16 protein-coding genes are annotated in these 11,875 nt (G+C 63.5%); 14 read left to right on the top strand and 2 right to left on the bottom strand.

Annotated features, from left to right (window positions below):
- The first annotated feature begins 131 nt into the window (after positions 1 to 131).
- From AC1DSF_RS30150 to AC1DSF_RS30190, 9 genes are all read left to right on the top strand, one after another.
- On the top strand, positions 132 to 341 hold the full coding sequence (locus AC1DSF_RS30150) for a hypothetical protein (RefSeq protein ID WP_478126806.1): 210 nt from the start codon (positions 132 to 134) through the stop codon (positions 339 to 341).
- Positions 308 to 1,234, top strand: coding sequence for a L,D-transpeptidase (locus AC1DSF_RS30155; RefSeq protein ID WP_478126807.1), 927 nt, complete (start codon positions 308 to 310; stop codon positions 1,232 to 1,234). The genes AC1DSF_RS30150 and AC1DSF_RS30155 overlap by 34 nt, the downstream gene beginning before the upstream one ends.
- A 78-nt stretch (positions 1,235 to 1,312) precedes the next feature.
- On the top strand, positions 1,313 to 1,966 hold the full coding sequence (locus AC1DSF_RS30160) for a BON domain-containing protein (RefSeq protein ID WP_478126808.1): 654 nt from the start codon (positions 1,313 to 1,315) through the stop codon (positions 1,964 to 1,966).
- Positions 1,944 to 2,510, top strand: a complete 567-nt coding sequence (locus AC1DSF_RS30165; RefSeq protein WP_478126809.1) for a flavodoxin family protein — start codon at positions 1,944 to 1,946, stop codon at positions 2,508 to 2,510. Before AC1DSF_RS30160 ends, AC1DSF_RS30165 begins: the two co-directional genes overlap by 23 nt.
- Positions 2,511 to 2,535: 25 nt before the next feature.
- Positions 2,536 to 2,928, top strand: coding sequence for a DUF302 domain-containing protein (locus tag AC1DSF_RS30170; RefSeq protein WP_478126810.1), 393 nt, complete (start codon positions 2,536 to 2,538; stop codon positions 2,926 to 2,928).
- 78 nt (positions 2,929 to 3,006) lie between these two features.
- Positions 3,007 to 3,837 (top strand): universal stress protein, encoded by an 831-nt coding sequence (locus AC1DSF_RS30175; RefSeq protein ID WP_478126811.1) that lies wholly within the window; start codon positions 3,007 to 3,009, stop codon positions 3,835 to 3,837.
- A gap of 161 nt (positions 3,838 to 3,998) precedes the next feature.
- Entirely contained in the window at positions 3,999 to 6,674 is a 2,676-nt protein-coding gene (locus tag AC1DSF_RS30180) for a bifunctional acetate--CoA ligase family protein/GNAT family N-acetyltransferase (RefSeq protein ID WP_478184015.1), read from the top strand.
- A 70-nt stretch (positions 6,675 to 6,744) separates the two neighbouring features.
- Complete coding sequence (locus tag AC1DSF_RS30185; RefSeq protein ID WP_478126813.1) at positions 6,745 to 6,960, top strand: YgaP family membrane protein; 216 nt, start codon at positions 6,745 to 6,747, stop codon at positions 6,958 to 6,960.
- Positions 6,961 to 6,968: 8 nt separating this feature from the next.
- Positions 6,969 to 7,091, top strand: a complete 123-nt coding sequence (locus AC1DSF_RS30190; RefSeq protein ID WP_478126814.1) for a hypothetical protein — start codon at positions 6,969 to 6,971, stop codon at positions 7,089 to 7,091.
- A 71-nt stretch (positions 7,092 to 7,162) separates the two neighbouring features.
- Here the strand turns inward: AC1DSF_RS30190 and AC1DSF_RS30195 are convergent, their stop codons facing one another.
- Complete coding sequence (locus AC1DSF_RS30195) at positions 7,163 to 7,792, bottom strand: phosphoketolase family protein (RefSeq protein ID WP_478126815.1); 630 nt, start codon at positions 7,790 to 7,792, stop codon at positions 7,163 to 7,165.
- A 140-nt stretch (positions 7,793 to 7,932) separates the two neighbouring features.
- On the opposite strand from AC1DSF_RS30195, the gene AC1DSF_RS30200 reads away from it, so the two are divergent.
- The 4 genes from AC1DSF_RS30200 to AC1DSF_RS30215 are packed head-to-tail and all read left to right on the top strand — an operon-like array spanning position 7,933 to position 9,851.
- Entirely contained in the window at positions 7,933 to 8,274 is a 342-nt protein-coding gene (locus AC1DSF_RS30200) for a hypothetical protein (RefSeq protein ID WP_478126816.1), read from the top strand.
- Complete coding sequence (locus AC1DSF_RS30205; protein ID WP_478126817.1) at positions 8,271 to 8,507, top strand: hypothetical protein; 237 nt, start codon at positions 8,271 to 8,273, stop codon at positions 8,505 to 8,507. Before AC1DSF_RS30200 ends, AC1DSF_RS30205 begins: the two co-directional genes overlap by 4 nt.
- Positions 8,504 to 8,728, top strand: coding sequence for an NrdR family transcriptional regulator (locus AC1DSF_RS30210; protein WP_478126818.1), 225 nt, complete (start codon positions 8,504 to 8,506; stop codon positions 8,726 to 8,728). Before AC1DSF_RS30205 ends, AC1DSF_RS30210 begins: the two co-directional genes overlap by 4 nt.
- Positions 8,706 to 9,851, top strand: coding sequence for a site-specific integrase (locus tag AC1DSF_RS30215; RefSeq protein ID WP_478184016.1), 1,146 nt, complete (start codon positions 8,706 to 8,708; stop codon positions 9,849 to 9,851). The genes AC1DSF_RS30210 and AC1DSF_RS30215 overlap by 23 nt, the downstream gene beginning before the upstream one ends.
- On the opposite strand, the gene AC1DSF_RS30220 is transcribed toward AC1DSF_RS30215, so the two are convergent.
- A complete protein-coding gene (locus AC1DSF_RS30220; RefSeq protein WP_478126820.1) occupies positions 9,848 to 10,552 on the bottom strand; it encodes a hypothetical protein in 705 nt (234 codons plus the stop codon). The genes AC1DSF_RS30215 and AC1DSF_RS30220 overlap by 4 nt on opposite strands.
- Before the next feature lie 568 nt (positions 10,553 to 11,120).
- On the opposite strand from AC1DSF_RS30220, the gene AC1DSF_RS30225 reads away from it, so the two are divergent.
- On the top strand, positions 11,121 to 11,741 hold the full coding sequence (locus tag AC1DSF_RS30225; protein ID WP_478184017.1) for an antitoxin Xre/MbcA/ParS-like domain-containing protein: 621 nt from the start codon (positions 11,121 to 11,123) through the stop codon (positions 11,739 to 11,741).
- The last annotated feature ends 134 nt before the right edge of the window (positions 11,742 to 11,875 follow it).

The raw sequence follows: 11,875 nt of genomic DNA on the forward strand, positions 1-11,875 counted from the left end.
AAGCTCGACGGAGCGTTTCGACACCGCCGGTTGACACAGTGTTTCTCGTTGATGCGCCACGTTCGCGGTGGCGTTGCGAAGCAGGTCTAGATTGGCGTCATGGAACTCACCCTCGTATTCAGGAGACCATGATGACCGCCACGCACGCTTCGCACGCCTACGAACTTCGCTTCCACGCGCTCTTCGCGGACCACCGCTCCTTTTCCTTCCCGTGCGACGCGACAGGGCGCGTCGATATGGATTTGCTGAGCGAACGCGCCCTCAACAACTATCTTTACGCCCGGGCGATGATGGGCATGGAAGTGTCATGGCCAGATGTTCGCCCGAGCACAACGCACTGAATTCGGCCGCGGGCAAGCGCCAGGGCCGGCGCGGCGACAAAGCCGCCCCTGCCTGCCGATTTCCGGGGCATTGCCGCTTGGCCATTTCGCTGCTTGCGCTTGTCGTTGCCCTTGCAGGGGGCAACTGCATGGGCGCGCAGCCCGGCCCGGCCGATCTGCGAACTTTCTACAACGCAATGGTCGACCGCCGGCTGGAAGTCCCGCCCGACGAGAGCCAGCGATACGGCCTGCTGGCAGTCGCCGAGCTTGAAAGCACCGGCACGGAAGCGCGATTGGCTCAGTACGTGGCAGTGGTCGACCGCAATCCGAACGTCCAAGCCATCTTCATCTATTGGTTGCCAGCCGCAGCACCTCCCGAGCTGATCGGCGCTTCGCCGGTTTCAACCGGACGCGGCGGCGAGTTCGATCACTTCCAGACGCCCTTGGGCGTCTACGAGCACACGCCGTCCAACCCCGATTTTCGGGCCGAAGGCACACGCAACGACAACGGTATTCGCGGCTACGGCCTGGCCGGCATGCGTGTGTTCGACTTCGGGTGGCAGCAAGCCGAGCGCCTGTGGGGGCGTGGCGGCGCCAGCACGATGCGACTGCAGATGCATGCCACCGATCCTGACTACCTCGAGCCCCGTCTCGGAAGCGTGCAATCCAAAGGCTGCATCAGGATCCCGGCGAGCCTGAATCGCCTGCTCGATCAGTTTGGCGTGCTGGACGCGGACTATCTCCGGGCTCGTAGCGAAGGTTCGTCAATGTGGGTGCTGCCGGCCACGCAGACCCCGGTCGACACCGGTGGTCGCTACCTCGTCATCGTCGATACGCAGCGAACACAGCGTCCCTTCTGGGTGCCCAAGCCGGGCCATTCCGAGCGGAGCAATTCCGCCCTGCCTGCGCCTTGATCCAGCGCAAGACCATCCCGGGAGCGAGCACCTAAAGTGGTGACGAAGCCCCAGCTGGCTTCCCGAAAGGAAATACCCATGAGATCGGATGCACAACTGCGAAGCGACGTCCAGGCGGAGCTGGACTGGGACCCGGAAATCAAGTCCTCCAGCATAGGGGTGATCGCCAATGACGGGGTCGTCACGCTGGCGGGTCATGTCGGCAGCCATGCAGAGAAGTACGCTGCAGAGCGCGCGGCGCAGCGCGTAAAGGGCGTCAAGGCGCTCGCCGTCGAGATCACGGTCAAGCTACCAGCGTCCGATGAACGCACCGACGCCGACATCGCACTCGCCGCAGAGCGCGGCCTTGAATGGTGCGCACTCGTGCCAGCGGGCAAGATCAAGCCCTTGGTCGAAGGCGGCTGGATTACGCTCAACGGCGAAGTAGATTGGGAATACCAGAGAAAGGCCGCCGAGAGTGCGGTGCGCAATTTGATGGGCGTCACAGGCGTCTCCAATCTGCTCAAGCTCACGCCAAAGGTTGTCCCGTCAGACGTCGAGAAGCGGCTGCACGAAGCCCTCGCGAGACAGGCCGATCGTGAAGCCGATCGGATCCAGATCACGGTGACCGGCTCGCAGGTCAACTTGACCGGCCGGGTGCATTCATGGGCCGATTTCAACGCCGCACAAGGCGCAGCCTGGTCCGCGCCGGGTGTCACGAGGGTCGTGAATGACCTCGTCGTTCGCGACTAAGCCAGGCGGAGGCCGCAATGAGCATGTCCTGGTAATCGTCTATTCCTACACGGGGACCTCACGTCGCGTGGCGCAACTGCTGTGCAGCCAGCAGCACTGGTACATGGCAGAGATCGTGGAACTCCGCCCCCGTAGGGGCGCCTTCGGGAGCTTGCGGTGCGTTCTCGACTCAGTGTTTCGGCGTACACCTGCCATCCGCTACGACGGGCCACCCCCGCAGGACTTCGATGTCGTGGTGCTGGTATCACCGGTCTGGGCGCAGCGACTTGCCGGACCCATGCGAAGCTTCATCGCCAAAAAATGCGCTCAACTGCCCGATGTGGCCGTGGTGTCCGTCATGGGCGGCACAGGTGCGCCCGACGTGATCTCCGAGGTCACGAGACGGATCGGCCGTGCGCCGATCCTCAGTACCTCGCTCGCGATGCACGAAGTGGATGACGGCAGTTTTGCCGCCCGGCTGCAGGCTTTCGGCACGGCAGTGGGCAGTGCCGAGGATTCACATTCGGTCGTACGCCCCGCGGTCCTGTCGCCGCTGGCCGTCTGAGGCATTCGGAAAGGGATCGAGCACCATGTATGGATTCAAAGTCGCCGTGAGCCGCATTCCCTTCGACGAAGTCGTCGCCATGGTCGTCAATGCGCTTAAGGGCGAGGGATTTGGCGTTCTCACTGACATCGACGTACAGCGCACGGTCAAGGAAAAGCTCGGCGTCGACATGGGAGCGTATCGCATCCTGGGTGCCTGCAATCCGCAACTGGCTCTTCGTGCATTGCAAGCCGAGCCCGACATTGGGCTTCTGCTGCCCTGCAACGTGATCGTTCGCGCAGAGCCGCCCGACCGCGTGGTCGTCGGCTTCGTGAATCCGCAGAGCCTGGTCGGTCTTTCGAGTGCGCCAGACGTCTCGGCGGTCGCTGACGAGGCCGAACAGCGCCTTCGTCGTGCGTGTGCACGCCTCAAGGTGTAGGGCTGCCATCAACCTGACGCTCGGGCGTCGCCCGCCAGGCACGCAGACTGACCCATCGGATTGGAGCTGGAGAAAGCCATGGAAACATCCATCAAGTCACTGCTTGTTCACATGGACGGCACGGCAGCCGCCGGAACCCGGCTGAATCTGGCGCGCCAATTGGCAACCACCTGCCACGCGCGGGTGAGTGCGCTGTTCGCTGTGGCGCCGCGATACCTTTCTGTGCTTCCCCTGATACCGGGCATGCCCTCGATGCCGTCCGGGGCGCCAATTGATCCGAACCATCGGCTTCTGGCGTTGAGCGCCTTCGAGCAAGCTTCCTCGGGCAATGCGCCGCCGTCCGAATGGATGGAGCTCACCGGCGAGCCCGTCGTCGAGACTTTTTCCCGCCGAGCCCTGAGCGCAGACCTGCTGTTTCTCGGGCAACGCGATCCCGACGATGTGTCCGGCTATGACGTACCGGCCGACTTCGTCGAATCAGTCCTGATCGACAGCGGCCGGCCTGCCTTCATCGTTCCGCACGCTGGCCCGGCGAGTATTGCGCCCAAGATCGTGCTTGTCGCGTGGAAGCCCACGCGTGAATGCGCGCGTGCCGTGACTGGCGCCCTTCCGTTCCTGCGAAGCGCGAGCAAGGTTTTTCTGATCGAGGAAGGCGACGACCCGACGCAGGCAGCGCCAGTCGAAGTCCGGGAGTATCTGCGCCTGCATGGCATTGTGAACGTGCATCAAAAGGCCAATCTTCCGGAGCACCGTGCCGGCGAGGCATTGCTCTCGGTCGCCGCGGAGTGCGACGCCGAGATGATCGTGATGGGTTGCTATGGCCACAGCCGCGCGCGCGAACTGGTCCTCGGCGGCGTCACCCGAACTGTGCTGGACTCCACCCGGCTCCCGGTGTTGATGGCCCACTGAGGCCTGGCCGCTCAGCCACCGTGGGCGCCAATGCGCGCTGGACGAACGTGGTCAATGCATCGTCAAGCGCTCCGAGCATGGCCTGAACAGGATCGCTTGACCTTCGTCAAACGAGCGACGTCACACGACTTGCATGATTGAGTCTCCCACGGGAGTCATTCATGACCATTCGCCATCTGGACCGCCTGCTCTCGCCGACCTCGGTCGCGGTCTTCGGCGCTTCCAGCCGCCCCGGCAGCGTCGGCGCGACCGTCTGGCGCAACTTGCGCGCGGGCAGTTTTGCCGGCCCGGTCTATGCCGTCAATCCCAGGCACAGCTCGCTGGATGGTGTGCCTGTGTTCGCAACGGCGGCACAATTGCCAGCGGTGCCGGACCTGGCCCTTCTGTGCACGCCCGCCGACACAATCGCCCAACTGGTGGCCGAACTCGGAGCGCTCGGCACCCGCGCGGTCATCATCATGACGGCGGGACTCAGCGCGACGCAGAAGCAATCGGCACTCGACGCAGGGCACCCCTATCTGATGCGCATCCTGGGGCCCAATTGCATCGGGCTGTTGAGTCCGCACATCGGGCTCAACGCCAGCTTCGCCCACACCGATTCGCTGCCCGGCGAAATCGCTTTCGTGTCGCAATCCGGCGCACTGGTCACCGCAATGCTCGACTGGGCCAAGAGCCGAAAGATTGGACTGTCTCACCTCGTCTCGCTCGGCGACCATTGCGATGTCGACTTCGGCGATTTGCTCGACCATCTGGCCAGCGATGCCCGCACCCGGTCGATCCTTCTCTACATTGAGTCGGTCCAGTCGCCGCGCAAATTCATGTCTGCCGCGCGCGCGGCAGCGCGCAACAAGCCCGTGATCGTGGTCAAGGCCGGGCGCGCCGGCCACGGCGTTCAAGCTGCGGCCAGCCACACGGGCGCGCTGGCCGGCTCAGACGTGGTGTATGACGCCGCCATCCGCCGGGCAGGCATGTTGCGGGTGGACACGCTGCAGGATCTGTTGATCGCCGCCGAGACGCTGGCGCACTTTCGGGGCAACCGCAGCGAAACACTCACCATCATGACCAATGGCGGTGGCGCGGGCGTCATGGCAGCCGACGCGGCGGCACGCGCCGGCGTTGCGCTCGCCGAACCCGGCGAGGCGCTGATGGAACGGCTGAACGCCATGCTGCCGAGCCAGTGGTCGCATGCGAATCCGATCGACATCATTGGCGACGCACCCATCGAGCGCTACACCGCCACGCTCTCCACGCTGCTGGCCGACGAATCAACCGGCGCCGTGCTTTTCATGCACGCGCCGACCGCGATCGTGCGTAGCGACGACATTGCCCGCGCTTGCCTTCCATTGCTGCGCAAGAGCGTTCCGCGCGTCATGAGCGCCTGGCTCGGCGACGCCGCGGTCGCCCAGGCGCGCCAGATCTTCGAAGAGGCCGGCGTGCCCGACTACCCAACACCGGAGGATGCGGTTCGCGCATTCGCGATGTTGCAGACCTATCGGCGCAACCAGGACATCCTGATGGAAGCGCCCTGCGCCAGCGAGCGGCCGGCGCCCGATGTTGCTGCGGCGCAATTGCAACTCGATGCGGCGCTGGCGCAAGGTCGCGAATGGCTGGGAGAGCAGGAAGCCAAGACCGTCCTCCATGCTTACAACATCCCCGTCGTTCCGACGCTCAAAGTCCCAGCGTCGGCCGAGGCCCTCTTTTCCGGCGCGCGCGCGCTTGGCTATCCGCTGGTGGTCAAGATCGACTCGCCCGACATCACGCACAAGTCGGACGTCGGCGGCGTCATGCTCGAGCTGCGCGACCAGGCATCACTGGACCGCGCGATCAGCGACATGCTGCGTGCCGTCCGCGCCGCCCGACCCGAGGCGCGCATTGATGGCTTCACGCTGCAGCCCATGGTGCACCGCAAGCACGCGCAGGAGGTGATCGTGGGCGCTCGCATCGACCATGTCTTCGGTCCTGTCATCTTGTGCGGCCAGGGCGGAACTGCGGTGGAGGCCATGGCGGACAGTGCCATCGGCCTGCCTCCGCTCAACCGGAGCCTCGCGCGAGAGCTCGTATCGCGCACACGCGTGTCACGACTGCTGGCCGGCTACCGCGACCACCCACCCGCGCAGATGGATGCGCTCTACGACGTGCTGATCGCGGTGTCCCAGATGCTCGCGGATCTGCCGCAACTGGCCGAACTCGACATCAATCCGCTGTGGGTCGACGAGAACGGTGCGCTGGCGCTCGACGCACGCATACGCGTCACGGCCGCAGCTGGAGGCGGCGCCGACCGGTTCGCGATCCTTCCCTATCCCACGCAGTGGATTCGTACCCACGTCTGGAATGGTCGCACGATCACCGTACGACCCATCCGTCCCGAGGACGAGGCTCAGCACCGGCGCTTCCTGGAACAACTCGATCCGGAGGATGTCCGACTGCGCATCTTTCAGATGCGACGCGAGCTCCCGCGAAGCGAACTCGCGCGACTGACCCAGATCGACTTTGACCGGGAAATGGCTTTCATTGCCGAGGCCGTCGATGCGCAGGGCGTTCTCGAGACGTTGGGCGTGGCACGCACGGTGAGCGACCCCGACCGCGTGGAAGCTGAGTTCGCGATCATCGTCCGCTCCGACCTCAAGGGACTGGGGTTGGGAAAGCTGATGTTCGAGCAATTGATCGACCACGCAAGAAGCCGCGGCATTGGCCGACTGGTCGGCCTGGTGCTACGTGAGAACACGCGGATGTTGAACCTGTCACGCGCCATGGGCTTCAAGGCAGATCCGATCGAACCGGATTCATCCGGCGTGCGCCGGATGGTCAAGGTGCTGAACGACAGCAACGAAGCTTGATCCACCGCAACATTCACGATGTGGCACCGACGCACGATGAGTGCATCTGCATAGCCAAGGAGTCATCGCCATGATTCGCAACGTTGGAACCCTCGATCGCGCGCTGCGCGTTGGCGCCGGTGTGGTGCTGCTCGGGCTATCGATCATGGGGATGATCGGACCATGGGGCTTTCTGGGCATCGTGCCCCTGATCACGGGCCTGGTGGGCAACTGCCCGGTCTATTCAGTGTTCGGCTTGAAGACCTGCGCGACCATCGATTCGCCAGCTCCGAAAAGTTCGCGATGAAAGTCGCCATGCCGCCCAAAGTCCGGAGCGCCGCAGCCGCTTGGCAGATGGTCGTCGCCCTGGCAATGGTGGGAGCCGGCGTGCTCTGGCTTGCCTCGGCCCTGCTCGTGGCCTGGGTCACGCAGGACTGATCGTCCTTTGGCTCGACTTGTGTTGTTTGCGGCCGTGTAGCCGCGCAGCGCCTGCACGCGCGGCTTGCGCCTCAACGTGCCCAGCGCCAATCGAGGATCTCCGGCATGTCCTCTCCATGCGCAGTGATCCACGCCCGATGGGCCTGCAGGCGATCGCGCAGGGACTGCCGCACGTGGCCCGCCTCGTCCCGGATCCGCGCCACCCGATCGATCGCGTCGGCAGCGAGATGGAAGCGGTCGAGCTTGTTCAGCACGGTCATGTCGAACGGCGTCGTGGTCGTTCCCTCCTCCTGGTAGCCGTGCACATGGAAGTTGTCGTGGTTCGTACGCTTGTACGTCAACCGGTGAATGAGCCACGGGTAGCCGTGGTAGGCAAAGACCACCGGCTTGTTCGCGGTGAAGATTGAGTCGAACTCCGCATCCGGCAATCCGTGAGGGTGCGCGGAAGGCGACTGGAGCGTCATCAGGTCGACGACATTGACCACGCGCACCTTCAGGTCAGGTAACTGCACGCGAAGCAGGTCGACCGCCGCCAGCGTCGGCACGTCGCCCGCACACGCCATGACGACATCCGGTTCCGCGTCCTGGTCATTGCTCGCCCAACTCCAGACCCCTAGTTCGACGCTGCGTCGGCCGTGTGGCTCTACTCGATCAGTCCGCGTCCGATTAAGTACCGGCGGCCTTCGTGGCTGATCCCCCAATGTGCGCCCCCGGTGCCCATAGCCGACGCGATCAACTCGATGGGAGACTGGCCGACGATCTCCGTCGCGCCCGCCCAGGCTGGCCTGCCGATCCTGCTCCAGTGCAAGGATCGAACCGGCATCGTGCAGGGGAAGCGGATATGAGCCAGCTCGAACTGCTCATCGCCAAGAGCCGCCAGGATGCGCGCAGCCAAGGGATGCGCCAGTTCATTCTGATCGAGCGGCACCTCTGCAACCGCGAGATCGGAGACGTGGCGGAGCGCAACGTCGAAGACATCTTGCGCTACCGCGTGCCGGGCGAGCTTCGCATTGCCGAGCTGCGGGCCGTCGAGACCAGTCGCTCAATGGTGGCGTGGGAGGCCGACAACGAGGGCTCCCTGGGGCTCGATGGCCCCGCCCCAATCAAGTTCGTCACCGACTTCGATGGCGAGGTCGTCCGCATCACCGCCCCCGTCCACTACACCAAGGAGCATCGGCCATGAACGCCGCGCAAAACAAGGGTGGACGCCCCAGGTCGACCACCAATGAAAAGCTGCCCAAGGGCGTGCGAATGGTCGAGGGCAAGCTCTACTGGCGCGGCACCGATCCGGCCAGCCGGGAGGTCGAGAAGGCCCTGCGCGAGGCGGGCGTCAGCCGGCGCTGCGGCACCACGGTCGCCGAGGCCAAGAGCTGGTATTCCCAAAACGTCGAGCCCCGCCTGAAGGGTCAGTCATGAAGTGCGCCGCGTGCGAGAGCACCGAGCAACAGGTTGTCTCGACGCGACCAGGGGCGGCGAAGGTCACCCGCCTTCGCCGCTGTCTGGCGTGCGGCCACCGCTGGACTACGGTTGAGTTGGCGGCCGAGAATGTAACGATGTTGGAGAGGGCCGCCCAGGCTGTGCGGCATTTCGCAACCCTAGCCAAGGAGATCGATGATGCCGCGCCCTCGCACGGTTAACCGCAAGACTCCAGACCTCCCTCGCGGCATGCGAAAGGTGCGCGCGAATGCTTGGTACTGGCGCGGCACCGATGTGGGCACGAAGGAGATCGAGAAGCGACTGCGCGCGTTGGGCGTAACCATGTTCGCTGGCAAGACGCCGCTCGAAGCTCGACGCTGGTGGGAGAAGCACATCTCCCCTGCCCTGTCCGCCTTGGTGCCGACTGACGAGATCGTCGGCACGGTCGAGGAGATCATCCGCAAGTACGAAGCCGACGAGCTGCCCAAGTTCACCCGCGAGCTGACTCGGAAGGAATACGAGGGCCGGATCAAGCGCGTGCGCGCGGCGTTCGCGAAGAAGCGGTACGCAAAGACAGAGGCCGAGGCCATGATGCCTGGCTACCTGCGCGATATCAACATCACCCAGCACCTTCACGAGAACCGCTCACGCGGCGCGTCGGCCAACAAGGATATTCAGGCGCTCTCGCGCATGTTCCGGCTCGCCCGTATCCGCTGGGGGCTGACCGCTTACAACCCGTGCGCCGAGATCGAATACCTGCCCGAGAGCCCGCGCACCGAATACGTCAACGACACGCGCTACAGCGACATCTATGCAGCCGCCAGCCCGGTGCTCCAGTGCAAGTGCATGCTGGAGATCAGCACCCAGACCGGTGCCCGCGAGGGGATGATCTTCGACATTCGCTTGGGCGACTTCGACAACGACGGCATTGATCTGCGCGTCACCAAGAAGAAGAACGACAAGGGCTTTACGACCAAGCGGTACGTGATGACCCCCGATCTGAAGGCGGCGCTGGACCGCGCCAAGGAACTGCGGAAGAAGAACCGAGGCGGCGCGGCCAGCCTGCCGAGCGACTACCTGTTCATCACCCGAAACGGCAAGCCGTACACCAAGGAATCGTTCAAGAGCCTCTGGCGGGCGGTGCGCACGAAGCTCGGACTGAAGCCTCGCGAGATCGTTTTCCACGACATGCGGGCCAAGGCCGCCAGCGATTCGGAGTCCGACGTGGCCGCCCAGGAGCTGCTGCACCACGAGGACGTGAAGGTCACGAAGCGCGTCTGCCGTCGAAAGGTGCCAACTTCCACCCCGCTCCCCTCCGCAATCGGGGGACGCCGAGGAAGCTAACTCGCCGCAGGCTGCTGCGCGTGAAACATCTGCGAGAGTGCGCCTTCCGCTGCAGGTTGCCGGCCCCGCAGCAGTTCTGCCATTCTTCGCGCAGCATTCTGCTGTTGAAACGTCGCCCAGCCCGCTCGAATGTCCGCGCCGACAAAGTGCATAAACCGTTGATCGTTTGAAGCGAGGCGCATTCGACTCACGCACTCGTCTATGGCTACGCCTTTGAAGAACAGGTGGTAGAAGGTGATGTAGGCCACTGCGGCGTCTGCCCACAGGGCCTCTCCTGAGTTGCCGATCAGAGCCCAGAACGGGTGATCTTGATCCTCGTGCATAGCCATCCTGCAGCCCGAGCCGCCCATGCAAGAAGACATTGCGATCAACAGCGTCCCCTGCATGGAATTCGTGAGGGGTGCCAGCGACTGTCGCAGCTGAGCCCACTGGAGAAAGTGCCCATTGGACAGTTGAATTCCCTCGTTGTTGCCGTGCATGCTCAGATGAAGGATCGGCAATCTTCCCGGGTTCGCCTGTAAAGCCTGCATGAGTCGATCGTTCAGGCTTTGTTCGAACGTTCTGGGCGTGGTGACCAGGCTGTACCAGTGGGGAATCCCGGCGAGCCGAAGTGCCTCGCACAGCGCACGGCCCTCGCTGCGACCATCGAGCAGATCGGTGTCTGCAGGGGACTCTATGACGTAAACGAAGCCGTTGACCATGTGAATGCCTCCAAAACCTACCGGCCGAGAAGACCGCGTTTGTCACAGACCGGGCCTATTTGTCACAGCCCACGAAAAAGGGGTTAGCGTTTTTTGCGCTAACCCCTTGATTCCATTGACGTTTTTGTGTGAAACCGATCGAAAGATGGGCTGTACACCGCATGAATGCTGGGTTCGGCCAACTGGAAGAATTCTTTGTACCCCCTTTTGTACCCCCTCCCCTGAGCTCCTCTTTTTGGTTGCTTTTCGCATCATTGTTGGGGCCGCCTCGACTGAGACGCGGGACTTGCGGATCACTCGCCGGCATTTGGCTGCCGACGTCAAAAAGGGTTTGGCGGTCGAGTCGACGGCTCTGTACAACCCCCTTTCGGCATCGTACGCGAGCGCCCTATCGCAAACGGACGGGTCGGACATCTGAGGTCGGCAGGTAGATCGCCATATCCACCTACTTCAGGCTCTCGCTTGCAAGCGACCTCGCGCTGCCTGCTGCAACGCCAAGGTGTGCACAATTTTACTCTCTATTGTATAATTTGCTCAATCTGCCTACTTTGCCTAAAGGAGAACTATCATGAGCACCTTGAAGCAAGCGCATCCAGCCAAAGTCGCCTTGACGAAGGCGATTGAGAGCAAGGTCGAGCGCATGGACATGGCCGGCCTCCTACGGCTCGCCGTCACATTAAACATTCCAGTACCGGCATCCGCCAAGGCGGTTCGCGGACGCGAGCAAAAGCCCATGATGCGGCCGTCCAGGCCGACAGACAAGGTACTACAAGGTCACGGCATCGGTCCCGTTGTCTCGGCCGCGGAAGGTGGCCGGCTGCTCGATGCGATCACGGTCGATGATGAGGCCGCGGATTGGGTCGAGAGCGATCTCGTTGGCGCCGGTGAGTTGGTCAACCAACTCAACATCTCGCGCGGGACACTCGATAACTGGCGAAAGGCAAACAAGATAATCGCCTTACGCAAGGGCCTTCGCAACTTCCTCTACCCGCTTCGGCAGTTCGATCGGCGCAAACCTGTCGAGGGTCTCGATCTCATCGCCCCATTGTTCACGTCGCCAGAAGAGACGTGGGAATGGCTGGTTGCCCCTAATCGCATGACCGGCGGCAAGCCCCCGATTGACAAGCTCCGCGAGGGCAATGTCTCGTTGGTTAGGAGCGCGGCGGAAGGCGCGTTGGACTACCCGTGAAGCTCGTCACCCCCAAGCTACGGGAGCGCGTCGTCGAGGCCCGTATCGGCCGACTGGCCACGCATCTTGCCGAGCCGGCACCGATCGACACCCGCCAACGCTGGCTTTGGATCAAGCCGCTTTTCAAGTCCTGC

The organism is Variovorax sp. 01N429, from assembly GCF_056399425.1.